At 32.9% G+C, this 26,537-nt stretch carries 29 protein-coding genes and 5 tRNA genes; 7 read left to right on the forward strand and 27 right to left on the reverse strand.

All coding sequences use genetic code 11. From position 1 onward, the window contains the following. Positions 1-11: 11 nt before the first annotated feature. The 20 genes from rplK to ACUUYC_RS00860 form a co-directional block, all read right to left on the reverse strand. Positions 12-449, reverse strand: a complete 438-nt coding sequence (gene rplK / locus ACUUYC_RS00765; RefSeq protein WP_474262798.1) for a 50S ribosomal protein L11 — start codon at positions 447-449, stop codon at positions 12-14. 74 nt (positions 450-523) lie between these two features. Next, positions 524-1,075, reverse strand: a complete 552-nt coding sequence (gene nusG / locus ACUUYC_RS00770) for a transcription termination/antitermination protein NusG (protein ID WP_474262800.1) — start codon at positions 1,073-1,075, stop codon at positions 524-526. 24 nt (positions 1,076-1,099) lie between these two features. Beyond that, a complete protein-coding gene (secE, locus tag ACUUYC_RS00775) occupies positions 1,100-1,303 on the reverse strand; it encodes a preprotein translocase subunit SecE (protein ID WP_474262802.1) in 204 nt (67 codons plus the stop codon). A 16-nt stretch (positions 1,304-1,319) separates the two neighbouring features. Continuing rightward, positions 1,320-1,392, reverse strand: a tRNA-Trp gene (locus ACUUYC_RS00780). A 64-nt stretch (positions 1,393-1,456) separates the two neighbouring features. Continuing rightward, the gene (gene tuf, locus ACUUYC_RS00785; RefSeq protein ID WP_474262804.1) at positions 1,457-2,641 is read right to left on the reverse strand and encodes an elongation factor Tu; all 1,185 of its coding nucleotides are present in this window, start codon (positions 2,639-2,641) and stop codon (positions 1,457-1,459) included. A 58-nt stretch (positions 2,642-2,699) separates the two neighbouring features. After that, a tRNA-Thr gene (locus ACUUYC_RS00790) sits at positions 2,700-2,771 on the reverse strand. A 13-nt stretch (positions 2,772-2,784) separates the two neighbouring features. Beyond that, a tRNA-Gly gene (locus ACUUYC_RS00795) sits at positions 2,785-2,857 on the reverse strand. 11 nt (positions 2,858-2,868) lie between these two features. Then, positions 2,869-2,950, reverse strand: a tRNA-Tyr gene (locus ACUUYC_RS00800). A 78-nt stretch (positions 2,951-3,028) separates the two neighbouring features. Further along, positions 3,029-3,102: transfer RNA gene (locus ACUUYC_RS00805), tRNA-Thr, on the reverse strand. A gap of 95 nt (positions 3,103-3,197) precedes the next feature. Next, positions 3,198-3,497, reverse strand: coding sequence for a ribosome hibernation-promoting factor, HPF/YfiA family (gene hpf, locus ACUUYC_RS00810; RefSeq protein WP_474262806.1), 300 nt, complete (start codon positions 3,495-3,497; stop codon positions 3,198-3,200). Positions 3,498-3,545: 48 nt separating this feature from the next. Then, on the reverse strand, positions 3,546-4,433 hold the full coding sequence (locus ACUUYC_RS00815; protein ID WP_474262809.1) for a tyrosine-type recombinase/integrase: 888 nt from the start codon (positions 4,431-4,433) through the stop codon (positions 3,546-3,548). Between the two features lie 116 nt (positions 4,434-4,549). Next, complete coding sequence (gene rpsU / locus ACUUYC_RS00820) at positions 4,550-4,744, reverse strand: 30S ribosomal protein S21 (protein ID WP_474262810.1); 195 nt, start codon at positions 4,742-4,744, stop codon at positions 4,550-4,552. Between the two features lie 177 nt (positions 4,745-4,921). Then, positions 4,922-6,304, reverse strand: coding sequence for an alpha-amylase (locus tag ACUUYC_RS00825; RefSeq protein ID WP_474262812.1), 1,383 nt, complete (start codon positions 6,302-6,304; stop codon positions 4,922-4,924). Between the two features lie 575 nt (positions 6,305-6,879). After that, positions 6,880-8,046 (reverse strand): acyl-CoA dehydrogenase family protein, encoded by a 1,167-nt coding sequence (locus ACUUYC_RS00830; RefSeq protein ID WP_474262814.1) that lies wholly within the window; start codon positions 8,044-8,046, stop codon positions 6,880-6,882. A gap of 22 nt (positions 8,047-8,068) precedes the next feature. Then, positions 8,069-9,151 (reverse strand): ComEA family DNA-binding protein, encoded by a 1,083-nt coding sequence (locus tag ACUUYC_RS00835; protein WP_474262816.1) that lies wholly within the window; start codon positions 9,149-9,151, stop codon positions 8,069-8,071. A gap of 70 nt (positions 9,152-9,221) precedes the next feature. Then, a complete protein-coding gene (locus tag ACUUYC_RS00840) occupies positions 9,222-10,808 on the reverse strand; it encodes an alanine/glycine:cation symporter family protein (RefSeq protein ID WP_474262818.1) in 1,587 nt (528 codons plus the stop codon). Between the two features lie 115 nt (positions 10,809-10,923). Next, entirely contained in the window at positions 10,924-11,931 is a 1,008-nt protein-coding gene (locus tag ACUUYC_RS00845) for a potassium channel family protein (protein WP_474262820.1), read from the reverse strand. Between the two features lie 2 nt (positions 11,932-11,933). Next, on the reverse strand, positions 11,934-12,161 hold the full coding sequence (locus ACUUYC_RS00850) for a PspC domain-containing protein (protein ID WP_474262822.1): 228 nt from the start codon (positions 12,159-12,161) through the stop codon (positions 11,934-11,936). Between the two features lie 110 nt (positions 12,162-12,271). After that, on the reverse strand, positions 12,272-13,099 hold the full coding sequence (locus ACUUYC_RS00855) for a M57 family metalloprotease (RefSeq protein ID WP_474262824.1): 828 nt from the start codon (positions 13,097-13,099) through the stop codon (positions 12,272-12,274). A 217-nt stretch (positions 13,100-13,316) separates the two neighbouring features. Further along, positions 13,317-14,597 (reverse strand): DUF2851 family protein, encoded by a 1,281-nt coding sequence (locus tag ACUUYC_RS00860; protein ID WP_474262826.1) that lies wholly within the window; start codon positions 14,595-14,597, stop codon positions 13,317-13,319. Between the two features lie 157 nt (positions 14,598-14,754). Here ACUUYC_RS00860 and ACUUYC_RS00865 point away from each other — a divergent pair, with 157 nt between their 5' ends. Continuing rightward, complete coding sequence (locus ACUUYC_RS00865) at positions 14,755-15,615, forward strand: peroxiredoxin family protein (protein WP_474262828.1); 861 nt, start codon at positions 14,755-14,757, stop codon at positions 15,613-15,615. Between the two features lie 6 nt (positions 15,616-15,621). Here ACUUYC_RS00865 and ACUUYC_RS00870 read toward each other — a convergent pair whose 3' ends face one another. The 7 genes from ACUUYC_RS00870 to ACUUYC_RS00900 form a co-directional block, all read right to left on the reverse strand. Then, on the reverse strand, positions 15,622-16,017 hold the full coding sequence (locus tag ACUUYC_RS00870; RefSeq protein WP_474262830.1) for a rhodanese-like domain-containing protein: 396 nt from the start codon (positions 16,015-16,017) through the stop codon (positions 15,622-15,624). Between the two features lie 11 nt (positions 16,018-16,028). Next, entirely contained in the window at positions 16,029-16,340 is a 312-nt protein-coding gene (locus tag ACUUYC_RS00875) for a rhodanese-like domain-containing protein (RefSeq protein WP_474263567.1), read from the reverse strand. Positions 16,341-16,564: 224 nt separating this feature from the next. Next, entirely contained in the window at positions 16,565-17,239 is a 675-nt protein-coding gene (locus tag ACUUYC_RS00880) for a thioredoxin family protein (RefSeq protein WP_474262832.1), read from the reverse strand. Between the two features lie 9 nt (positions 17,240-17,248). Next, complete coding sequence (locus ACUUYC_RS00885; protein ID WP_474262834.1) at positions 17,249-17,803, reverse strand: TlpA family protein disulfide reductase; 555 nt, start codon at positions 17,801-17,803, stop codon at positions 17,249-17,251. A 193-nt stretch (positions 17,804-17,996) separates the two neighbouring features. Beyond that, positions 17,997-18,764 (reverse strand): class I SAM-dependent methyltransferase, encoded by a 768-nt coding sequence (locus ACUUYC_RS00890; RefSeq protein WP_474262836.1) that lies wholly within the window; start codon positions 18,762-18,764, stop codon positions 17,997-17,999. A 95-nt stretch (positions 18,765-18,859) separates the two neighbouring features. Continuing rightward, positions 18,860-20,050 (reverse strand): DUF1501 domain-containing protein, encoded by a 1,191-nt coding sequence (locus ACUUYC_RS00895; protein ID WP_474262838.1) that lies wholly within the window; start codon positions 20,048-20,050, stop codon positions 18,860-18,862. A 53-nt stretch (positions 20,051-20,103) separates the two neighbouring features. Next, complete coding sequence (locus ACUUYC_RS00900; RefSeq protein ID WP_474262840.1) at positions 20,104-21,477, reverse strand: DUF1800 domain-containing protein; 1,374 nt, start codon at positions 21,475-21,477, stop codon at positions 20,104-20,106. 107 nt (positions 21,478-21,584) lie between these two features. Between ACUUYC_RS00900 and ACUUYC_RS00905 the strand changes: the two genes are divergently transcribed. The 6 genes from ACUUYC_RS00905 (at position 21,585) to trpD (ending at position 26,504) form a co-directional block, all read left to right on the forward strand. After that, the gene (locus ACUUYC_RS00905) at positions 21,585-22,016 is read left to right on the forward strand and encodes a hypothetical protein (RefSeq protein WP_474262842.1); all 432 of its coding nucleotides are present in this window, start codon (positions 21,585-21,587) and stop codon (positions 22,014-22,016) included. Between the two features lie 94 nt (positions 22,017-22,110). Then, positions 22,111-22,575, forward strand: a complete 465-nt coding sequence (locus tag ACUUYC_RS00910) for a MarR family winged helix-turn-helix transcriptional regulator (RefSeq protein ID WP_474262844.1) — start codon at positions 22,111-22,113, stop codon at positions 22,573-22,575. Positions 22,576-22,619: 44 nt separating this feature from the next. Next, positions 22,620-23,186 (forward strand): YceI family protein, encoded by a 567-nt coding sequence (locus tag ACUUYC_RS00915; RefSeq protein ID WP_474262846.1) that lies wholly within the window; start codon positions 22,620-22,622, stop codon positions 23,184-23,186. Between the two features lie 195 nt (positions 23,187-23,381). Then, a complete protein-coding gene (locus tag ACUUYC_RS00920; RefSeq protein WP_474262848.1) occupies positions 23,382-24,776 on the forward strand; it encodes an anthranilate synthase component I family protein in 1,395 nt (464 codons plus the stop codon). Between the two features lie 90 nt (positions 24,777-24,866). Next, positions 24,867-25,433, forward strand: coding sequence for an anthranilate synthase component II (locus tag ACUUYC_RS00925; protein WP_474262850.1), 567 nt, complete (start codon positions 24,867-24,869; stop codon positions 25,431-25,433). Between the two features lie 78 nt (positions 25,434-25,511). Further along, complete coding sequence (gene trpD, locus ACUUYC_RS00930) at positions 25,512-26,504, forward strand: anthranilate phosphoribosyltransferase (protein WP_474262852.1); 993 nt, start codon at positions 25,512-25,514, stop codon at positions 26,502-26,504. The last annotated feature ends 33 nt before the right edge of the window (positions 26,505-26,537 follow it).

Below are 26,537 nucleotides of genomic sequence, written 5' to 3' on the forward strand. Positions count from 1 at the left end.
TTCTCTTAGATTTAAAAAGGTTTGTCTCCAGATACTGTTAATCCCATAGATCTTGCAGTTCCTGCAACCATACTCATTGCTGACTCAGCTGTAAATGCATTTAAATCTTGCATTTTATCTTCTGCTATTGCTCTTACTTGATCCCAAGTAACGCTTGCCACCTTTTTACGGTTTGGTTCTCCTGATCCTTTTTTAATCTTTGCCGCTTCCATTAGCTGAACTGCTGCTGGTGCTGTTTTCACTACAAAGTCAAAAGATTTGTCTTTGTATACAGAAATAACAACTGGTACTACCTTACCTTGTTTATCTTGTGTTCTAGCATTAAACTGCTTACAGAACTCCATGATATTAACTCCGGCAGCACCTAAAGCGGGTCCAACCGGTGGCGACGGATTCGCTGCACCTCCCCTAACTTGTAGCTTAACTACTTTACTTAATTCTTTTGCCATTTTCTTGTTTTTAAATGTGTAACACTTTTATTTGGAAGCTAAAAATGTTTACGTATATATATAATATGTAACAATTATATTTTCTCTACTTGCATGTAACTTAGTTCTAAAGGTGTTTTTCTTCCGAAAATTTTCACCATTACTTCTAACTTACGTTTTTCTTCATTTATCTTTTCTACAGTTCCATTAAAACCGTTGAAAGGACCATCAATTACTTTTACCGTTTGCCCTAATGTAAATGGAATTGCAACATTATCTGTTTTCACAGCTAACTCATCCACTTTACCTAGCATTCTGTTTACTTCTGACTGTCTTAACGGAACAGGATCTCCTCCTTTTACTTCTCCTAAGAAACCAATCACATTTGTAACAGATTTTATAACATGCGTTACTTCCCCTGCAATATTAGCTTTAATCATAATATAACCTGGAAAGTAAACTCTTTCTTTGTTTACTTTTTTTCCATTACGGATTTGAATTACCTTTTCCGTTGGAACTAAAACTTCCTCTACATAATCTTCTAGATTAAGTCTTACTATTTCACTTTCAATATAAGCTTTTACTTTATTTTCCTGCCCACTGACAGCTCTCACAACATACCATTTCTTCACATTTGAATCCGCCATAATAAGTATAATTTTTGAGAGTGATTAATTAGTTTTCAACACTAGTTCATATATATATCCTAATGATTCTGAAAACACAGTATCAACTCCCCATATTGCTAGTGAAAACAAGATAGAGAAGACAGCCACGACAATAGTCAAACGTTGTGCTTCTGACCAACTAGTCCAAGTCACATTAGTTCTCAACTCCTCGAAAGACTCTTTTACATAATTTACTATACCAGCCATATTGTGATTTTATTAGCACGGGTTGAGAGGCTCGAACTCCCGACACCTGGTTTTGGAGACCAGTGCTCTACCAACTGAGCTAAACCCGTATTCTATAAAAAGGCGTCCCGAAAAACGAGACACCTCTATATCTATTTAATTGTTGATTCTTAATTATAAGATTTCAGTTACCTGACCTGCACCAACAGTTCTACCACCTTCACGGATCGCAAAACGTAAACCTACGTTCATCGCGATTGTGCTTAATAACTCAACAGTAATTGTTAAGTTATCTCCTGGCATAACCATCTCAACACCTTCTGGTAAGCTGATTGTCCCTGTTACATCCGTTGTACGAACATAAAATTGAGGACGGTAGTTATTATGGAATGGAGTGTGACGTCCACCTTCTTCTTTTTTCAAAACATAAACCTCAGCTTTGAACTTATCGTGTGGAGTTACAGAACCTGGCTTACAGATTACCATACCTCTTTTGATATCAGTCTTTTCAATACCTCTTAAAAGGATACCTACATTATCTCCTGCTTCACCTCTATCAAGGATTTTACGAAACATCTCAACTCCAGTAACTGTAGAAGTTAATTTCTCAGCTCCCATTCCGATGATATCAACTGCGTCACCTGTATTAGCAACACCAGTTTCAATACGACCAGTTGCAACAGTACCACGACCAGTAATAGAGAATACATCTTCAACTGGCATTAAGAAATCTTTATCAACATCACGCTTAGGTAATTTGATCCATTCATCAACAGCAGCCATTAATTCCATAACAGAATCAACCCATTTTTGCTCACCATTTAAAGCTCCTAAAGCAGATCCTTGAATAACTGGTCCATTATCACCATCATATTCATAAAAAGTAAGTAATTCTCTTACTTCCATGTCAACAAGTTCCAATAACTCTTCGTCATCTACCATATCACATTTGTTCAAGAAGACTACCATACTTGGAATTCCTACCTGACGCCCTAAAAGGATGTGCTCACGTGTTTGTGGCATTGGTCCATCTGTAGCAGCAACTACCAAGATAGCACCATCCATTTGAGCAGCTCCCGTTACCATGTTCTTTACGTAATCGGCGTGACCTGGACAGTCAACGTGCGCGTAGTGACGGTTTCCCGTTTGATACTCAACGTGTGATGTGTTAATTGTAATACCTCTTTCTTTTTCTTCTGGAGCGTTATCGATTGTATCGAAATCTCTTGCTTCAGAAAGACCAGCATCAGCTAATACTTTAGTAATAGCAGCTGTTAAAGTAGTTTTACCGTGATCTACGTGTCCAATAGTACCAATATTTAAGTGCGGTTTGGAACGATCAAAAGTTTCCTTTGCCATGATTTAATAATTTTTTTAATCTTAGTTATATATTAGTGTTCAATTTATACATTACATGAGCCAATGACGGGATTTGAACCCGTGGCCTCTTCCTTACCAAGGAAACGCTCTACCCCTGAGCTACACCGGCAAGAAATATATAGAGCGAAAGACCGGGTTCGAACCGGCGACATTCAGCTTGGAAGGCTGACGCTCTACCAACTGAGCTACTTTCGCTTTTTATTTAGTGGGGAGAGCAGGATTCGAACCTGCGAAGACGTAGTCAGCAGATTTACAGTCTGCCCTCGTTGGCCGCTTGAGTATCTCCCCAATAAAAAATCAATATTTCAAAACTTTACAAGCATTTTAGAAGAAGTAATTATTATTTTCTTCTAAACTTTAATTTTGAGCCGATGGAGGGACTCGAACCCACGACCTGCTGATTACAAATCAGCTGCTCTAGCCAGCTGAGCTACATCGGCTTTTTGCTCATAAAAAAAGCCCGCTATTTCTAACGGACTGCAAATGTAAAGATTATTTTTTTTAATCAAAACTATTTTTGTAAAATTTTTATTGATCAGTGTGCTCTTACTTTTTCTTTTCTTTTTAGTAATACTCTTTGAAGTGATTTTGAAGCTTCATCAATAGCTTCTTCAAATGTTCTACATTGCTTTTTCATCATGATGTCATCGCCTGGGATATTCACTCTTACTTCCGCTATTTTATTCTCTTTCGCACTTGTGTTTTCTACTTTCAGATATACGTCAGCATCTATCACCTTGTCATAGTAATTTTCTAGTTTATCCATCTTTCTTTGAATAAAATCTACTAGTTTACGATCTACCGTAAAGTTCACGGACTGCATGTTTACTTTCATACGCGGCTTTTTAAAGGGTTATTTTTTTTAGGTTTTATGTTAAAAGAGTTACTTTTTGTTTCTAGGATGTGCTTTTGCATATACATTTTTGAGTTCTGCTAAACTATTGTGTGTGTATACTTGAGTAGAAGCCAAACTAGCATGACCAAGTAATTCTTTTACGGCATTTAAGTCTGCACCTTGATTTAGTAAATGAGTTGCAAATGTATGTCTAAGAATATGCGGACTCTTTTTTACTTTCGTAGATGCTATACTAAAATAATCATTTATTAGACGATAAACAAGAGTAGGATACATTTTATTTCCTTTTGAAGTTAAAAATAATTCTTCTTTGTTGTCGGTATCTATTTCTGATCGATATGTAATATATTGTTTTAGTTGTTTTTCTAGTTTTTGTAATAGCGGTACAATTCTTTCTTTATTTCTTTTTCCTAATATTTTGATGGTTTTAGCTGCATAATCTATGTCTGACAATTTTAGATTGATTAGCTCTGCTCTACGCATGCCTGTAGCATACAACATTTCAATGATAGTTTTATTACGTATACTTTCAAAAGTATTTTCATGTGTAATTTCACTGAGCACAATATTCATTTCCTTTTCTGAAAACGGCACTTGTACTTTTTTTGCTGTTTTTAATGCTTTGTGCTTTACTAATGGACTAACTTCTATTTGTTTTGTTTTGAGCAAGTATTTGTAATATGTTTTTAGTGAAGATATTTTACGATTTATTGTTACATTTTGCAACCCACTGTTTACTAATGACACAATCCAATTTCTAATTTGCACATAGTGAACATTTTTTATGTTGTCATCTTCATATTCATCTTTACAAAATTCAGAAAATGTACTTAAGTCTTTTTGATATGCAGTAACCGTATGATCTGAATAGTTTTTTTCGAGCTTTAAATATTCTATGAAAGATGTGAAGATCATTTTGGGTTGCGGCTTGTTGTTGGCTAAAGTTACTAAACTTGATTGTAAGATTTAAATTGTAAGCATAAAAAAAAGGTTTCCGAATCGGAAACCTTTTTAATTTTGTTATTAGCGTCTTAAACTTCTTCTTGATCTCTAAGATGCTGTATGTATTGAGCTTTTTGGATTTGCGCTCTACGCACAACTGATGGCTTTGCAAAGTGCTTTCTAGCTCTTAACTGACGCATTCCTCCTGTACGGTCAAACTTTCGCTTGAAACGTTTCAGTGCTCTGTCTATATTTTCTCCTTCTTTAACTGGTATAATTAACATAGTCCTTAACCTCCTCTCTTTTAGATTTTGTGGATGCAAATATAGAGACTATTTTTTAATTTCAAATAGATTGTTCGTTTATTTTTGCATTAGCGATAGAGGCGGCATCCTTTTTTATTTTTTAAAAAGATATAGCCGAAAGCGCGGACGCATTTTTTTTGCGGAATGCCCAGTTATTTATTTTACAGACCAAACAGAATAACTTTTTGGTGGCGCTTGAATTTTAACCCATTTTCCTCCTTGTGTTACAGGTTCCCAACCTGAATGCCCTGTATAGTCTTTGATACGTGTGTTTGACCAATTGGTTTCTATCCAGCGTTCTTGCCAATTGTTTGAATTGTTTATATATACAACTAGCCCAGCGCTGTTGTAACCATTTCTTCTGGCAATATATTCGTCATTGTCTGTATATAATATTGATGTATTTCCGCTTGCCAAGTTATTGTGAATCCAGATAAGATTGTTTAAACGTTCTTTGTTTAACCATTCTTCGTAATCTCTGTAGAATAGTGTTGGATATCCTTCATGTGTTAATATGTACGCATACGCGAGAATTTTGTTATTGATAATTTCGTCTGTATCATGATTTGCCACAAAGGTTACTGCTTTTGATGCGTTTCGCTTCCATAGCATGTCTCCATTTAGTTGTGTAAGATCGTTTCCTTGAAAGGCATCTCGCATTTTGTAGTAACAAGCAAAGTCGAATGCACTTACTTCCGCTTGTCCTGTCCACCAATCTAAGGTGTTTACATTTCCGTCCCAATATTCTCCTACTGAGAATCCTCCAACTGCATTTTTCCAATCTTTTACAACCCAAGCTCCAAATCCTTTTACGTAATCAAAGCGCCAACCATCAAAACCAATTACATTTTTGTAGTATTTGGCAACAGAGTTCGGATTTTTCCACAACCAATCTTGCACATAGCTTTTTGCGTGTGATAGATCGGCAAATCCGCCAAATACACCTTCGTCACTTGCCTGAGCATCATTTGGATGAAAATCTAAATGCGTTCTATTGAACATTCCAGACATTGGTTGATAGTCCGTATATGTATTTGTTCCTTTGAATGGATTGTATTCGCTGTTTCCTCCACTGTTATGATTTAATACAATGTCAGCAATGACGCTTAATCTATTATTGTGTGCTGTGTTGACTAAACTTTGTAATTCGGCAGTTGAACCAAATCGTGTTTCTACACTTCCCATTTGATTATATTCTCCGAAGTCGAAATAATCAAAAGGATCATATCCCATAGAAAATGGTCCATTTTGTGCTTTTGAAGCAGGCGGAAGCCAAATAGCATCGATTCCAGCATTGCTCCAATCGTCAACTTTTCCTTTAACGACATTCCACCAAGTTCCACCTGCAGGAACGTCCCAATAGAACGCTTGCATCATTACTCCTGAACCAATTGGTTTTAGATTGGATCGATTTTTAGCAGTTATGGTTTCTTTAGTTACTTCTACACTTTGCTCATTTTCATGATTAATTTCATCTTCTGAACAGCTAATTAGAAATAAACTGATCAATAAGAAATAGATGGTTTTACTTGTTTTCATATTCTTTTGGTTAAAGTTCTTTTTCAATGTAAATATTTATTTTGTAGAACGATAATCCTTTATTTCACGCAAACGTTTTCGTGTTGATAAGTTTCACACTTTAACAGTTTTACAATAATGAATATGAACATACTCTAAACTAAAAGACCACTTTAGACATACTATATATTAGTGTAAATATAAAATTATATAAGAATCATTTAGTAACGTTCATTTTTGTCTTAACACAAAAACGAACCAAAAAAGTCAAGACGATCTATAGAAAATTGCTGCGCAACTTTCGTTCATGCGTTTCATGCTTGAAGCTATGCTTCGCAATTCCACTTTTCACTCATTATTTCTGAAGATCGTCACTTACTAAGTATTTAACAGGTCAAAATTATTTTTAAAATTTTATTCTAAAAATCAACTATACTTAGTTAGAACCTAGATTTTAGAATGCTATAAATTTAAAAAAGACCACTTGTTAAAGTGATCTTTTTGGTATGATGTATTTTATATAGTGTCTACGTTGCTGGCTTGTAATCTTTTTTATCGATAATCATTTTTAAATTTTCGCAAAATGATTTAGATCATTACGTCGCTGGCTTGTAATCTTTTTTATCAATAATCATTTTTGCGATAATCTCTCGTAAGATTTCAGAGGTTCCTCCTCCAATTGGACCTAAACGGCTATCACGTAACATACGTGCTAATGGATATTCTTCCATGTAACCGTATCCACCTAACATTTGCAAACATTGATAGATGACATTGTCTGCCATTTTAGTTGATTGCAGTTTAGACATTGTAGCTTCTTTTACTACATATTCTTTTTTGTCTAATCTGAAAGCTACTGAGTAGTTGAATGTTTTACAAACCTCAACGTCTGTTGCTAAGTCAGCCATTGTATGGCGTAATGCTTGAAATTTATCTATCGTTCTTCCGAATGCTTGTCGTTCTGACATGTATTGCAACGTGTATTCAATTGCATATTCTGCTCTTGCATGTGCATTGACTGCCATGATTAATCTTTCGAGTGCAAAATGTTGCATTATGTATGGGAATCCCATGTTTTCTTCTCCCATTAAGTTTGTTAATGGAATTTCAACATTATCAAAAGCGATTTCTCCCGTATCAGAAGCTCTCCAACCTAGTTTGTCTAGTTTTGTAGCTGAAATCCCAGGTGTATCTCTATCCATGATAAAAATACTGATTCCTTTGTTTCCTAGTTCTGGATTTGTTTTGGCAGCTACTACTAGATAGTCACTGTATAATCCGTTTGTAATAAACGTTTTTGAACCGTTTAATACATATTTATCACCTTTTTTAACAGCTGTTGTACGCATTCCTGCTACATCAGATCCACCAAAAGGCTCTGTGATACATAAACATCCTATTTTTTCACCTGTGATACTTGCCGTAAGATATTTTTCTTTTATTTCGTGACTTCCTTCTTTGTTTACGTGCGTCATTGCTAAGTATGCATGTGCCCAGATTGCTGCGGCAAATCCACCAGAGTTGATGCGTTGTAATTCTTCTAAAAGTATTACTGTGTAGAAAAGATCTAAGTCCATTCCGCCATATGCTTCAGGATATGCGATTCCAAAGAATCCCATTTCACCAAATTTCTCCCAGATGAAGCGTTCTATTGTTCCTGTTTTCTCCCATTTATCAATGTGAGGAACGACTTCTTTCTTTAAAAAATCTCTTAGACTTTCTCTAAAAAGTTGGTGTTCTTCGTTAAAGTACATACCTTCCATATATGGCAATTTTTTTGTTTTTTTATTGAATTAGCAAATATAATTCAATTATATCGATTTTCTTCATTGGAAAGTTGCGAATTTTTGTCAATTCTTCAAAAGTTTTGAATCCTTCTCGAAGCGTTCGTTCATTTATGATTTCATCTGCTAATTCGTAATTTATGTATGGAATTTTCAATAATTCTTCTAACGAACACGTATTGACATTCACTTTAACAATCGTTGGTGTTTTTACGTAAAATCGTTTCCATACTTTCTGAATCACTTCTGGCTTTAAGCCATATACATCTTCTAACTGAGATTCTGATATAAATCCACCTAATTTTGCTCTGTATTTTACAATCCGCTCAGATAATTTTTCACCAATTCCGTAGACTTTTCGGAGGTCTTCAATCGTTGCTTTGTTGAGATCGATTTTGGTAATTGTAATTTTCCCAATATAAAAACGTTTCCAAACTTTCTGAATTACTTCTGGCTTTAAGCCATATACATTTTCTAGCTGAGATTTTGTTTCAAATCCGCCTAGTTTTGTTCTGTAGTTTACAATTCGTTCAGATAACTTTTCACCAATTCCGTAGACTTTTCGGAGGTCTTCAGTCGTTGCCAGATTAAGATCAATTTTTTTCAGAATGACTTCTTCCTTTTTATTGGATGTGTAGGATTTATAGGTTCGTTTTTTATTCTTTTTGTTTGTAACCCATTCAGGAAATTTAAAATACGGCTGAATTTTGTTTAGCAAAGAATCCGAAACCTTTGTAACTGTTTGAAACTCCTTGGCTGAGTTTACGTATTTGTTGGTTTTTCGAAACGCGTGTAATCTATCAATTTCGGCTATTGACATTCCTAAGTTGAATCCTTTGTAATCGGAAATGAAGTTAGGATTGAACGGATAGATTTTTGGTTTCCGTTCTTGTATTGCTATTTCTTTTAGTGAATCAATTTGTTGTTGATAAACGGCTAGTTCTGCATCTGCAAATAATTGAGGTGTTTTTGTGGGATTTGTGTAAAAGTAGATTCCTTGTACTATAAAAATTAGGAATAGTATACACAAAATCCCACTTCTTTCTGCTTTTGCAAATTTGAAGTGGGATTTGATATTTTTCATGTTTTCGATATTTTAAATTATCGTTACATGAGTATTTTTGGGTTTATTATTCTATACTATTTTATTTATTTTAAATATCCTTGATTGCGTCTAAGTATCGTTTTAATTGTTTTTTCACAACTGGGAATAAGAAGAATAATCCGATCATGTTAGGGAATACCATTGCAAAGATCATTGCATCAGAGAAATCCCAAATAGATTTCATACTCGCCGCAGCTCCAATTACAACAAAGATTAAAAATAATATCTTATATACTAAATCAGCTACTTTACCTCTTCCAAATAAGAACTTCCATGATTGTAGTCCATAGTATGACCAAGAGATCATTGTAGATACTGCAAATAATACTACTGCTACAGTTAAGAATAGGTTAGAATAAGGAATATATTCAGCGAAAGCTTTTGAAGTAATTCCAGCTCCTTCTACCATTACACCATCAATCATTACAGCTCCATCACCTCCGTATTCAAATGCTCCTCCAAAGTTAAATATGATAATTACTAATGCTGTCATTGTACAAATTACTACTGTATCAATAAATGGCTCTAATAAAGCTACTAAACCTTCAGAAGCTGAATATTTTGTTTTTACTGCTGAATGCGCAATAGATGCTGAACCTGCTCCAGCTTCATTTGAGAATGCTGCTCTTTTAAATCCGACAAGTAACACACCTATAACACTACCTACTCCAATTGCTGTAGGATTGAAAGCTTCTTTAAAGATAAGTCCAAAGGCATCATCAATTAAAGAAAAGTTACTTAGTATAATATAAAGACATGCCAATAAATACATTACTGCCATGAATGGAACTACTTTCTCTGTTACAGATGCAATTCTTTTAATTCCACCAATGATAATAATACCTACTAATATTGCTAGTATAACTCCAATGATTGCTCCTGCACTAGTGCTTTCTAATCCCATTAATTCTTTTAATACGATAGTCGCTTGGTTAGATTGAGCAGCGTTTCCACCACCAAATGATCCACCGATACAGAATATAGCAAATAAAACTGCAGTGATTTTACCTAACATTGCAAAACCTTTTTCTTTAAGACCTCTGCTTAAGTAATACATTGGTCCTCCATATACAGTACCATCTTCTCCAACATCTCTATATTGAACTCCTAAAGTACATTCTACAAATTTTGTAGACATTCCTAGTAATCCACAAATAATCATCCAAAACGTAGCTCCAGGACCTCCTAAAGCAATTGCCAATGCAACACCAGCTATATTTCCGTTACCTACGGTACCAGAAACGGCGGTTGCCAATGCTTGAAAATGCGTTACTTCTCCATCTTGACTTTCATCTCTAATAGTATCTGGAATATCACCATCTATTGGTAAATCTGTCTTTTCAACACCATGATTATCAACCTCATCATACTTACCTCTCACAACATTAATTGCTGTTGGAAATCGTCTTATGTTTATGAAACCAAAATAAATTGTGAAAAATAAAGCACTTCCCACTAAGAGTATTAGCACGAAAGGAACTCCAAATACTGGAAAAAAGATAACTCCTCCAAAAAAGTCTGATACAGGTTTAAAAGCCTCATCAATTTGTTTGTCAATTCCTTTTTCGGCAACTTCTTGCCCAAAAGTTAGTATGGGTAATAGGATTGTAATTAAGAATAGAAGATATTTCTTCATAATATAATGTCAGTTAGTTAATATTTATGTTGGGAATTTTAATAAGCTAGCAAGATGCTAAAAAAAAATTGGTTAATCAAGTTTTGGCACGTTAAATAAGATTTTTCGTCTCTTTTTAGAGATCATATTTTTGCTTTAATAATTCTATTTGCTCAGGGCGACCTAATACAATGATTTTAGATTCTTTAGCTAATTTTAGTTCTGCTTCTGGATTGATTATATATTCACCATTAGGTGTTTTATAGCCAATAACCGTACATCCAGTTTCTTTACGAAGATCGAGTTCTTTTAGTGTAATTTCTTTCCCAGAAGTTGCCAAGTCTTCCATTTTTATTTCTTCTACATTCGTTGTATTATCGCCACTAATTGATAGATTGTCAATGAATTCTACCAAATCGGGTACTACAACTAAAGAAGCCATATGTTCACCTCCAATTTTATCAGGCATAATTACATTATCAGCTCCTGCAAGTTTTAGCTTTTTATAGGATGTTTCTTGTGATGCTCTACTAATAATTAATAGTTTCTTGTTTATTTGACGTGCCGAAAGCACTACAAATAAGTTATCGGCGTCACTTGGAAGTGCCGTGATTAAACATTTTGCCTGTTCAATTCCTGCTTTTTGTAAGACTTCGTCTTCACTTGCATTTCCTTCTACAAAAAATGTTTCGGGATTTTCATAACGTTCAATAACTGCTCTATCTTTTTCAATAATGACAAATTCTTGATTGTGCGCATTTAATTTTTCAGCAGCTTGCTTTCCATTTCTTCCAAATCCACAAATAATGATATGATTTTCCATGCGCTTGATTTTTTTTAAAGTCTTACGTTGTATAATGTTTTTTAAAGTACTTCTGCTTAATATGTATTCTGTAATTACAGAAATTGCATACGCAAATACAAATACACTTATAATGATTAAAAATACTGTGAATAAACGTGCATTTTGATCTAAAGGAATAATTTCTCCAAATCCAACAGTTGTTACTGTAATAACAGTCATATATATTGCGTCAATCCAAGTTGCATCAGAAATCATACGAAATCCAATAACTCCTGCTGCAAATACAAAAACGAGCAGTGATAGTGCAATATAAAATTTTGACTTGAAGAGTCTATACATAGTTATAAGTCAAATACAGAAGTTCGTTTGGTGTAGACTAAATCTTTTAAACGTAACACAAACGCCAATGTTAGATATAATGCAAAACTAACTCCTAAGGTTGCAAACGTAACATATATGAAAAATAAACGTACATTTTTAGCGCGCATTCCTAAACGTTCTGCCAATCGTGACAACGCTCCGAAACCATGTTTTTCAAAAAAGTAACGTAGTCTGTATATCAATTTCATTGCTTTTTTTGTGTTTATACTGTTTTACACATTTATTGCAAGATAATTTTTTTTACACAAAAAAAGTCACTAATAGCTAGTGACTTTTTGAATTTTATATAATGACTTTTTTAGTAAAGTGCTTCTAAAGCAAAAATATCATTATTATTGAAATCGATTGCTGGTCCGCACGACTGCATAATAGAAGATGCATCTGAACCTGTTGGTGTTCCATTGATATAGATTGCGCCAACTCCAGCACTTCCTTCATTTACATTTTGACCACAACTTTCACGTGTTTGATAATCTGTGTGACGGAAACCGATACAGTGACCTATTTCATGTACCATTGTTCCTGCTAGTTCATTTACTGATGGACTAATTGAAAGTTCAAACCAACGACTATTAATTCCAAATCCTCTTGACGGATTTCCTTTACGTGTTGGAAAACCTGCAGCTCTACCTAAAGTGATGAATCCACCAGATTCTAATTCGTAAAATTCAGTTACTTCAATATCCGCTCTGTTTTTTCCTCTTAGTCCAAAAGTAGTTCTGGTAAATGTAAGTCTCAAATTCAAGTTATTGTACATTGTGATGGTTTCATCCAACGCATCAGAACCTAATGTTCCTAAATCTGGATCGACACTAATTGTAATTACTCTTGGCAAGCTAGTTACTAATCTACTAGTTCGGTAATGTTTTGCTAACGGATCAGCTGGTTGTAATTCATCAATTTGTGCATAGGTAAAAAACATATCTTCTACAGCTATACCTTCCTCTCCCATAAAGTTTGTGATCTTAGCGTTTGTAGTATCAAAATACGCAGCGTCTAATTTTGCTAAAATATCAGGATTTATTTTTCCTTCTTCCTGTAAAAGTTCATTTGTTTGGTCTGATTGACATGCTGTGAATACAAGTGCAAATACAGCCAACATTGTTAAAAAAAATTTGGTCTTCATAAATATAAAAGTTTTTGGTCATTAAATTTGGGCTACTTTCGAATATATAAGATTTTTATTACTAAAATTGAAGTTTTAGACAAACTACCTATTTCAAAGATAAATAATCACAATTAAAAACCTCTTTTAAAGATTTTTACTACAAAAAATGTTTAGCAAGAAGTTACTGTAGTTACACAAAACAACAACACGTTAAAAATCAGAAAGTCATAATTTTCTATTGAGCTAATAAACTGCTTCCTATTGCGCACTGTAAGCATTTCTGTTGATCACAATAATTTTTCTTTAGTTCTAATAATGCTTGTGTTTCTAGCGCATTTTTTATTGTAATTTCTTTTTCTGAAAACTTTTGAATGATTGTGTTCTTTTCTGGCTCTACGACTCTCAATAGTTCCAAAATTGATTCAATAGGCGATTTTCCTAGATATTTTTCATAGATATATTTTAGTGGAAAAATTGTATTGATTAGTAATACATCTATAAATTTTTTGGAAACTACTTTTTTACGTTTTGGAGAACTTTTTTCAAAGGTATAATGTGTTTCCCAAAATTCTGAAGTTGCTACTTGTAGTATGGAATACATTTCGGTTACCGAAGTTGAAGTGATCAATTTTGAAAATAAAGATGTTTCTTGATGGTATAACATTGCCAATTGTGAAACCCGAATGGTTGGGAAATTTGCTGGTCGTGTTCTAAAAAATTGTATTTGAATATGTTTATTTCTTTTGTAACTGAATTTGTTAGCAATGTATTTGAATTCACTCTTTAAGGATTCATGATAGTTTTCTTGTGATACTTCTTCCGAAAGCAACCCAAAACTTCCAAATAGAAACGCTTCCAATAAAGTTTGATTACTGCTTAACTTTCGAATGATTGAAAAATCGATCGTTTTAGAAGCTTCAAAGAAAGCTTCACTATTCAACTTTAAACCAAAACCTTTTGCTAATAATCGGAATAAAATTGCTTCCCAATCATAATTTGTTTCTTTTACTAATATTTCTATTTCTGAGGCTTTTCGCGCTAAGCGTTCTATATATAAACGTTCTATCCAATTATTTAATTGAAACTCTGGAAGTAAAGGAAAGTCAGCTTCACAATTGATCCACTTTTTAGGCGAATTTAGTAAACTAACATAGGTATGAATTTGTGATAAATCGGTATAGTTTTTTAAAAGTAATGTTGAAATTACAGAGTTATCTTTCCGATGCACTTCAATATCATGATTCCAAACTACGTGTAAAATAACGTTGTCATAGTTTTTATCTTTTTCGTGATGATGCACAAACCAATCTGAAGCATTTACGTGCATTTCTACATTTCCTGCCCAAAGCTGATTGCCAATTTTTATACGTGCATTGAAAAAATCAGGTCCAGCATATAAATTGTGTGTTCCTAAGTTGATAATTTGAATTACTTCTCCATTAGTGGTTTGCAGTTGTTTTAGCTGAAGTTTGCTAAATTTCCATACATGATATAGAAAGTCTTCTTTTATGGTCATATTGATAATTATTAGTGTTTAATAATTTCAATGGGGAGAAGAAGTTTAGTATCCTTTGTAAGATTATTACTGTAAAAATATACTTTTTTATATTTTTTTTATACATTGTCCTGTATAAATTTTCCTAAAAATCACTGATATCTGAATCTTTCTGTACATGAACTCCCTAAGTAAGTCAATTTTTATTGTTGCTTTTCCTACACTCGCACTCATTGCTTTGACTGATAGTATTGTGCATATGTTTAAATCTGAGTTTACAACACAACATTTAGGTCATTTTATTACAGCTGCGAGTATTGTATTTTTCTTTTCTCGAATTTTCATTAAACCAATACCACGAACAGATGCTACTTTAAAAGTATACACGTTTTTAGTATTTTTTGGTTGTATTCTTAGTTTTATTGTTGGAAATCTATATGAAGAAATGCATCTAGTTTGCAGCATACTCAACCTTACACTTACTTTTTGCTGGGTTTTATACTTGGTCTGGTATTCATATTTTCAAGGTAGAAATGCACAAGAAAACTCAATTTTAAAAGTTGGGAAACAATTGCCTTCACTTAGCTTAGAGAATCATCAAAGAGAAATTGTAACAACAGATCGTTTTGCAGGAACGCCAAGCATTTTTATTTTTTATAGAGGAAATTGGTGTCCGTTTTGTATGGCACAAATTAAAGAAATGGTTGCTAAGCATGAAGAACTTACAGATAGAAATATTAATACCGTTTTTATAAGTTCGCAACCGCATGAATTTAGTGAGAAGTTAACTAAAAAACATGCACTCGATTTTCAATTTTTGGTTGATGTTGATGGAAAAGTTGCCAAACAGTTAGATATTTTCCTAAAAAATGGTTTGCCTTTCGGATTCCAAATTTTTGGATTTAAAGCAGATACAATTTTGCCTACAATTATTATTACAGATTCTGATGAAAAGATTACTTACACCAATCAAACTGACAATTATAGAGTTCGACCAGAACCTTCCGAATTACTCAAAGTGATTGATGCAAATATCTAATTATATTTATTCTACTGTATAATTTTCTGCTTTCCAAGCTTTGATGCCACCTTCTACATTGTATGCTTTTGAATAGCCCAATTCTCGAAGTTTCACAACTGCTTTTGCACTTCTTGTTCCGCCTTTACAATAGACGTAAATGGTTTCGTCTTTTGAAATTTTTGAAGTTGCTTCTTCAATAAAGTTATCTTCAAAGAAATCTGCTTCTAATGCAGTTTTAGTAATTTTCCCTTGTGCAATTTCTTTTGGCGTACGAACATCTAAAACGGTTACATTTTCATCTTCCAATAATTCATGAAGCGTTATAACTGAAACATCATTTTCTTTTGGAGTGTTAGAGCATCCAAAAAATGATAAAAAAGACGTTATTACTAATGTGACTGTTATTTTAGAAAGTTTCATACAAATAAGATTTAGTTCGTTTTATCGCCTTCCCATTCTGAAAATCCACCCATAAGATTGTATGCGTTTTCAAAACCTATACTATTCATCACAGCACATGCTTGTCCGCTTCTTCCTCCTGATCTGCAATACACATAATAGTTTTTAGAACTGTCTAGTTTTTGAACTTCATCAATAAAACCTTGTCCTAAAAAGATATCAATATGTTTTGCATTTGGAATGTGACCTTCATCTACTTCGTCTTGTGTACGTACATCAATGATTACTGCATTTGTATCGTTTGCAAGTTGCTCTTGCCATTCTTGTTGTGTTAAATCTGCCATAACTTTATTGTAAATAGTTGTTTGTTGTTTTGTTTTCAAAGTTAAACTTTTTCGGATAATTTTCTTCAATAAAAAATATTTAGCTAGCAATCCGCTTTCACTTTCTCAAAATTTAGTTTCACAAAAAAAGCCGAAGTAAATTACTTCGGCTTTTAAAAAGACAACAATTGTGCCTTTATTTTTATATCTGTATCAATTCAGATAGCTAGTAAAGTCTAAGAAATCTAAACTTTAATTGAACATCCAATTGCTTTTGTAGTAGTTACTTCAACTTCTTTTCCTGACAATAATGCATCAACAGCATCTTCTACATAACGTTTTGAAACAGCTGAAGCATCTTTGTAGTTATCATCAATTGCACCTATATATTTTACTTGATGTCCTTTTGGCGTTTTAGCAATTACATACATATGTGGCGTTCGTGTAGCTCCGAAAACTGGATATACTTTTTGTCCTACATCAAGCATGTATGGAAATGTAAATCCTTTTTCTTTAGCTCTCGTTTGCATTGCTTCAAAACTATCATCTGGTCTTGCTTCTGGACTGTTTGGATTGATCGCAATTACAGGATATCCTTTGCTTGCATATTTCTTGTCCAACTCTATCAATCTGTCTTCATACGCAACAGAATATGGACAGGTATTACACGTAAACGTAAGTATGAATCCTTTGGCATCTTTAAAGCCTGCCATAGAAACCATTTTTCCATCAACATTTTTTAATGAAAAATCTTTTACGATATCACCAACTGCATAACCTTCCGTCATTTCTTTCTTTGGTGTTGAGACATTTTCAGCAACTACTTTCATTTTTGCATCAGTTGTGTCTTCTTTCTTTTTATCCTTACATGAAAAGGTCATAAAAAGTATGGCTAATACTGCTAATTTTAATGTTTTCATTTTGTGGGTTTATTGGTTTATAAATTTTCTAAGTTCATTTTCTAATTCTACTTTGGTAAAGGAATGTTCATAAAATTTTCGTTTTCCTTTTCCATAAATTACCGTTGCCGGAATTGCTCCTGACCATTCTTGAGATACTTTAGGAATCCAAGCATTTTGATCTGGATCATCCAAGAGTACTTTTTCAGATTTCAATTCATTTTTCGCTAAGAATGAATTCAATTTCTTGAGATTAAAATCTAAACTCACCAACAATACTTTTACATTTTTGTCTTTATACTCTGCATTTACGGCTTCAAAATGTGGTAATTCTTTCACACATGGCGCACACCAAGTTGCCCAAAAGTTTACAACGTGAATGTTATTGTCTTCAATTTGAAGATACTTTTCAAACTCTTCAAAATTTAATACTGGAATTTCAGAAGTAATCGTTTCTGAATTTGATGTAGCTTTTGACGCCGTTTTGGAAGTTGTATTTGTTGCAACAACATCTTTATTTTTTGTGTCGTCTTTACACGAAATAAACAACACACAAATAATAATAAAAATACTCTTTTGTAGCATGGTGATAATTTTCAGCTTAAAAATACAAAAACTAGCATTCACAAAGGTTTGTTTAACAAAATTTAAACAGTTTTTTGAGTGATTTTTTCACATTTTGAACAATGCTACTTTGAGATACGTATTTTTTACGATCATTTAACTTCTTTGAAGAAACTCTTAAATTAAAAATCGAATAGAAAATTAGCGAGAGTTTTCATAATTGACAAACAAATATTTGTTTTTCAGAAGTGTCACTAAATGCTGCTGCTTCAAAACTTCCAAACTTATGAGTGATTGTAAAATCATTCCATTCCAAATATGAATTTAATTCTTGAGGAAAAAACAGTCGCATATCTAAATTTTGAATCGAATCGAACACACCATTTATATAATAATGCCATTCAATACGATTAATCTGAGTTTTATTTTCATATCGCATCAGCTGCTTTATCAATACTTCTCTTCCGTCGTTGGTTGTATAGTTAGCAATTTCTTTTTGTTCTGCTTCACCTTCAACAATAAATTGAATATTCGGATTAAAGCAATCTAACAAAAATAAACCTCCTTCTTTGAGATGATTTTTAACAACAGTAAACGCCTTAAATAAATCTTCATTTTTATATAAATGATGAATTGAATTAAATGGAATAAATATAAGGTCGTATTTTTCTGGCAAATCTAAAGTTCTAATATCTGCTTCAATAAACTCAATTTCTAATCCTTCTTCGGATGCTTTTACTTTAGCTTGTTCGAGCATTGAAGAAGTATAATCTACTCCACTTATGTCATATCCTTCCTTTGCTAATGGTAGTGTAAGTCTGCCGGTACCACAACAAAGCTCAAGTATACGAGCATCTTTATTTTTTGGCATCCATTGCTTGTAAAATTCCAAATCAGCTAGGCTGGTATTCATTCCATCATAAATATTCGCATCATAAATTAAATCGCCAACTTTATAATTATTATTTATTTTCTCCTTCAAAACTTATTGATTGTTTATCTATTACTTTATAATTACTACACTCAAAAATAATGTGCAATTCTATCAAAAAGACAATTACTAACACTATGTTTAGATCAAATAATACGCAAATCAAAAAACGGTTTGTTTATTATTTTTTTAGCATCAATAGCTAACCAATTATTCAACACAGACGTATATATTTCTCGAAAATCAATATCATAAATCAAATCACCATTTGCGTCTAAGTTACTTAAATTTGGCATTGAGTTGTAAAATCCTTGCTTTTTGAGTTGATTTCCAATTAAAAATACTTGATTCGCCGTTCCGTGATCCGTTCCATTCGCAGCATTTTGTTGTACACGCCTTCCAAATTCCGAAAAGGTCAAAATTAATGTGTCTTTGAATGAGTCTTGTGATTTCAAATCTTTGATAAAAGCTTCCATCGCTTCATCGTATACTTTTAACAATCGCTTTTGTTTAGTAGCCTGATTCGCATGTGTATCAAATCCGCCAAGCGAAGCATAATAAACTTTAGTTTGTAATCCTGAATTGATAAATTGAGCTACTTGCTTCAACTGTTTTGAAAATCCATTTGTTGGATATGTCGTTTTAGTTGTATACGTTTTTGACGTTTCATAAATATATTTCGCAGATGAAGAAGCTGTTACCATCGTTTTGTATAAGTACCCCAAATTGTGCTCGCTTAAATGTGCATCATCATGATGTGAAACTACTTTTTTAAAATATGGCGCTTGTGTTGTTTTATAAAAAATGTTCGGGTTTTTTGTAGCAATTCCGTCTGTATTTTCTCCTTTCATGATCAATGATAATGTATCATCAACTTCTATGGCATCTAACGATTTACTTTTAGAAGCATCTAAATAACGACCAATCCAACCTGATTGTAAATATTCATCTGCATCACTTCCCGTATGCCAAATATCGGTTGCTCTAAAGTGTGAACGATTCGGATTTGGATAACCAACATTATTTATTACACATAATTCTCCGTTATTGTATAAATTGCTATGCGCGATGAGACTTTCGTGAAAACCAATTTCATCGGTAATTCCAATCAAATTACTTTTTTGATGTGCCAATGAAGGTCGATTTTTATAGTAGATATCATTTCTGAACGGAACAATAGTGTTTAAACCGTCGTTTCCGCCTGAAAGTTGGATGATGACTAACTTTTTTCCAGTTGCAATGGCTTCATCAATTAGGTTGAATCCTGATAAAAATTTTGGCAACAATAAAGCAGTACTTGCTAATGATGTGCGTTTTAAAAAATCTCTTCTTTTCATACAAAACTTGTTTTGTATTCCCATGAAAATGGGAATCTCTTACGATTACACATTTAACACAATTGATATTCTGGCAATGACATTAATTGAATGCAATATTCTTGAAGGTTCTGTTCCTTTAATTTAGCTAAATATTCTTGCGTTCCTTTATTTATGGGACTTGTCAATAAAGCATTTTGCAATTCTTGTGAAGTCACATTTTTCTGTTGTGATTTGAAGCGTTCCCAATCTGCAGTTACTTTCAGTTTTCGTTGTCGATTCTGTTTGTCATTAAACCGTTGAAAATCGTCTTCAAAAGCTCCTTTTTCATCTAAGGCAATGACACCATTTGCTAATAATATAGAAGGCAATTTGAGGCGTAACATCATCGTATTTGGATTAATCCAATTGCGTCCGCCTTTCCAACCTGCAACATTTGGCGGAAACAATAAATGTTGTCCTAATAACTTTTGCAGATAGATTAATTCTTTTGGTTTTTCAAACTGCATTGGTACAACTCTATGCACACCAACTAAGAATTCCATTGGTGATTTTATCTTCGTTCCAATATTTTTTTCATCATAAAACCAATCAGACATAAACATAAAACGCATCAGGTTTTCAATATCATAATCTTTAAAAAATACTTTTGTCATTTCGCTTACGCGAGAATTGTCAACTTCATCATTCACGAAATACGCATATATCTTTTCACAGATAAATTGTGCACATTGCTCTTTTTGTAAAATGATTTCTATAATGTCTTCACCTCCAAAACTTCCAGTTTCACCCAAAAATGTTTTCTCTTCATAATCATGTTGCCTACTTCGGAAGCGAAAGTCACCTAATATATCATGATTCCAACCTGTAAAAGCACGAGCAGCTTCTTTGATATCTTTTTCAGAATACTGATCGCGTCCAAGCATAAATAATTCCATTAACTCACGAGCAAAATTTTCGTTAGGTTTTCGCTTTTTATTCTGCTTTGTGTTTAAATATTTAATCATGGAAGCTTCTTTGGAAATTGCAATCACAAAATCTTTAAAGTTTCCAAGTGCATGTTTGCGAAGTGTATTATTATAGTTTTGAATATGAAGAATATTTTTGTCATGACATACAAAGTGGTTTGCCCAAAAAAGCGTCATTTTTTCACGTAATGCTTCTTTAGAAGTTCCTAATCTGTATATCCAGGCAATATTGAGTTCATGTACTTTCTTTGCACTTTCTTTGAAGAGTGATCGTAGTTTTTTACGATCTTTCATTTTTAGTCCTTTTACTTTTGACAGTAACTCCGAAATATCAACTTGTAATGGTGTAAATGTGTTAGAAGCATCAAAAATTTCATTCACAATTGTCCTTCTCGATTTTCTTTGTAATGTAGTAGCCTGCTTATATGAAATTCCAAATCCAGTTCGGTAATGCACGTGTATGATTTCTTCTAATGTCATAAATAACAGCTTTTATGCTAAGACTATAAAACGTGAAAAAAGTTTAATTTGGTATTTTTGATCTCAAATAGAATTCATTTAAATTTGAAAGTTTAAAAGCTCATATAATGTGTAAAGCCATAAGTTCGATTCGATTTTGCAGTTGTTCAGAAAATTTAGAAGCTACCAAACATCAAAAGAATATATATTATGTTTGGACATTAGAACGTGTATCTGGAATTAATGATTTTGTTATGGATGGACTTATGATGGAACCTTCAAAACAACTTGATGAATTACTACCTGAATTTATTATAGAAGAACTCAACTCGAAAAACATATTTGATTTCAATTATCAACCTGAACAGAATGACAGTTTAGAGATTAAACGTGTGAATCCAAAAAAAAGATATGATAAAAAGAAACTTATAGGCAAATCTCTTCATTTTTATTATCTATTTGACAAATGGCATATAGGATATGCAGATAGTTTTACATATCAACACGAAGTTCACAAAAGCGGAAAAGTTGAAATTCTAAAAATCAACGATCAAAAATAAAACATTCCTTTTTTAATGAAATTTTAACACTACTCTTCTTTTCTATTTTCAAAATATTATTACATTTGTATATACAAATATTGTACATACAACTATGAAACTTCAAGACATATTAAAAAGCGATGCTATTTTATCTTTAGCAAAGCGAACATCCTTGAATTTTCTGATTACAAATAACATGTTATCAGAAAACTATTTGGATTTTTTTAAACAATATGATCTTTCTGGACAACAATATAATGTACTTCGAATATTAAGAGGTCAAAAAGGAAAACCAGCAAATTTAGCAACGATTCAAGAACGAATGGTTCATAAAAATAGTAATACGACTCGCTTGATTGATAAGTTGATTTTAAAAGGATTAGTGGAACGTACCATTTGTCCTGAAAATCGCAGAAAAGTTGAAATTATTATTACAAAAAATGGACTAAACTTGTTAGATACTATTGATCCAGAATTAACCAAACTAGAAGAAAACATCATGCAACCACTTACTATTGAAGAAGCGGAAACATTAAATATATTATTAGAAAAATTAAGAGGTACGCAATCCTTATAAAATTGCCCTATACATAAATATCGAAATAAATTAAAAACAAAAAAATGAAAACACGTATTTTATCATTAGTAGCAATATTTGTTATGACTACTGTTACAACTACTTTTGCACAAAACAAAAAAATTGACGCAAAAGAAAGTTCTATTGAATGGACAGGTTATAAAGTAACCGGACAACATGAAGGAACTATTAATTTCACAAATGGAACATTAGAATTCAAAGATGGAAAACTAGTTGGTGGAATGTTTACAATAAACATGACAACCATTAATACTACAGATCTAACAGGAGAATACAAAGGAAAGTTAGATGGACATTTAAAATCAGATGACTTTTTTGGAGTGGCAAAATTTCCAGATGCAATTTTGAAATTTAGAAAAGTTGTTGAATCAGATGACAACGTTTATAGAGTTGCTGCTGACTTAACTATTAAAGGAAAAAAGTCTCCTATTACATTTGATATTGAATTAGAAGAAAATTCTGCAGAAGCAAAATTAAAAGTTGATCGTACTAAATATGGAATCAAATATGGTTCTGCTTCTTTTATTGATGGACTAAAAGACAAAGCGATTAGCAATGAATTTGATTTAAATGTTAAATTAAAATTCTAAAAACTTTTTTATTTTTAGAATTCATTGCTATATTTGTTACAACAAAAACAAAAATGAACACAAATTTAGTAAATACTTGGTGGTGGAACTTACGAACTCAAAGATCGTGAGCAAAGTCCCTATTTATTAAACAATAGATATAAAAAAAGACTTGTCAATCACGACAAGTCTTTTTTTTTTGAAACAAACCAAACTATGTATTCTTTAAAAACAACCTACAAAAAAATTCTGGCTGACACGATTACGCCAGTAAGTGTATATCTCAAGATCAGAGATAAATACCCAAACAGTTTATTGCTCGAAAGTAGTGACTATCATGCTAGCGGGAATAGTTTTTCCTACGTATGTTGCAATCCAATTGCAAGTATAAAGGTAGAAAATGAAACACTCATGCGCGAATATCCAAATGGAGAAAAGAATACGATTGCTATTGATGACACAACAGATGTTCCAGCTTTAGTTCATGAGTTTTCACAACAATTTAAAACGGATAAAAACGATTTCAAGTTTATCAATAACGGCTTATTTGGTTACATCGCATATGATGCTGTTCGGTATTTTGAAGATGTAGAAGTTTCTAAAAAAGAACAATCATTAGATATTCCAGACATCTATTACGCCGTCTATCAAAATATTATTGCGTTCAATCATTTCAAAAATGAAGCCTATATCTTTTCTCATTCATATGAAACAGAAGACAATATTGCTTCTATTGAGCATCTACTTAGTTCAAAAAACTTTACAACGTACAACTTCAAAATTGATGGTGAGCGTACTTCAAACCTAAATGATGAACAATTCAAACAAAATGTAGCATTAGCTAAAAAACACTGTTATCGTGGCGATGTTTTTCAATTAGTATTATCAAGAAGGTTTATTCAAAAATTTAAAGGAGATGAGTTTAATGTATATCGTGCATTGCGAAGTATCAATCCGTCTCCATACTTATTCTATTTCGATTATGGCGATTTCAAAATCTTTGGTTCTTCGCCAGAAGCACAATTAGTTGTTCAAGACAATCACACAGAAATTCACCCAATTGCCGGAACCTTCAAACGTACTGGAAATGACGAAGAAGATGCCGAATCTGCAAAAAGACTATTTGATGATCCAAAAGAAAATGCCGAACATGTAATGTTGGTCGATTTGGCTCGAAACGATTTAAGTAGAAACGGAAACCAAGTCAAAGTAGAAACTTATAAAGAATTACAATTCTTTTCACATGTAATTCATTTAGTATCGAAAGTAACAGCTCAGAAACATAAAGATGCATTGACAATGCAAGTAGTCGCAGACACATTTCCAGCTGGAACATTAAGTGGCGCGCCAAAACATAAAGCCATGCAATTAATTGAAAAATACGAAACTTCAAACCGTGATTTTTATGGTGGCGCTATTGGTTTTATGGACTTTGACGGAAACTTTAACCATGCAATTATGATCAGAACATTTTTAAGTAAAAATCATAAATTACACTATCAGGCTGGCGCTGGAATTGTAGCAAAATCATCTGAAGAAAACGAAAATCAAGAAGTATACAACAAACTAAGAGCATTAAACACAGCATTGGAAATTGCTGAAACAATATAAAATAGAAGTGAGTTATGAGTAGTGAGTAATTAGATAAATAAAACCTGTCACAGTTCTCAATACTAAAGTCTCAAACCTAAAAGAAAAAACATGAAAAAAGTACTAGTCATAGATAATTACGATAGTTTCACTTATAATCTTGTACACTATTTAGAAGATTTGAATTGTGATGTTACTGTAAAAAGGAACGATCAACTTTCATTAGAAGAAGTTGATGCATATGAAAAAATCATTCTTTCTCCAGGCCCAGGAATTCCCGATGAAGCTGGTTTACTAAAACCAATTATCGCAAAATATGCTGCTACCAAAAGTATTCTAGGTGTATGTTTAGGACAGCAAGCTATTGGTGAAGTATTTGGTGGTTCACTTTCAAACTTATCGGAAGTATATCACGGTGTGGCTACCAATATAGAATTGTCTGTTACTGATGAATCATTATTTGACGGCTTGCCAAAATCATTTGAAGTTGGACGTTACCATTCTTGGATTGTTACAAGTCCATTACCAGAAAGTTTAGAAGCAACTTCTTTTGATGAAAACGGGCAAATAATGTCGCTTCGTCATAAAGTATATGATGTTCGTGGTGTACAATATCATCCAGAATCTGTATTAACGCCACATGGAAAACAAATATTAGAAAACTGGGTTACTAAATAGTAATGAGTATTGAGATGTGAGTAGTTAGCAGTCTTTCTTCTCAATTCTCAATACTAAAACCTCAATACTTTAAAAAACATGAAAAAATTACTAAATAGACTTATAAATCACGAAAACATTACCGAAGCAGAAGCCAAGCAAGTATTGGTAAATATTTCGAAAGACATGTACAATCCTAGTCAAATTGCTTCATTCCTTACTGTTTTCATGATGCGAAGCGTAACGCTTGAAGAACTCAAAGGTTTCCGTGATGCATTATTAGAACTGTGTATTCCTGTAGATTTATCAGCATACAACGCAATTGATTTATGCGGAACTGGCGGTGACGGAAAGGATACATTCAACATTTCAACATTAGCTTCTTTTATTACTGCTGGTGCTGATGTAAAAGTTGCCAAACATGGAAATTACGGAGTTTCTTCTGTAAGTGGTTCATCAAATGTAATGGAGCATTTAGGTATAAAATTCACCAATGATGCTGACTTCTTAGAAAAGTGTATTGACAAAGCAGGAATTTGTGTATTACATGCGCCCTTATTTCATCCAGCAATGAAAAATGTGGCTCCAATTCGTAGAGCTTTAGGTGTAAAAACATTCTTCAACATGCTTGGGCCAATGGTAAATCCTTCGTTTCCAAAAAATCAAATGGTTGGAGTTTTCAACTTAGAATTAGCACGAATGTATGGATATCTATATCAAAACACAGATAAAAATTATACCATATTACATGCACTTGATGGTTACGATGAAATCTCATTAACAGGCGCAACCAAAGCAATTCGGAACAATTCAGAAGAAATGCTAACGCCAGAAGATTTTGGTGTTCCAAAACATACGCAGGCGTCAATATATGGTGGAGATTCTGTGGCTTCGGCTGCCGAAATTTTCACAAACATATTACAAGGAAAAGGAACTGATCCACAAAACAATGTTGTTTGCGCCAACGCAGGAATGGCAATTGCTACCGTAAAAGGATTAAAAGCAAAAGAAGGTTTCGAAATCGCAAAAGAATCTTTGCATTCTGGAAAAGCATTAAACGTATTAAAGAAGTTACAAGAATTTAGTAAGTAATAGTGAGATTCCCGATGACTCGGGAATAAAAAT

It is taken from the genome of Kordia sp. E (assembly GCF_056033805.1).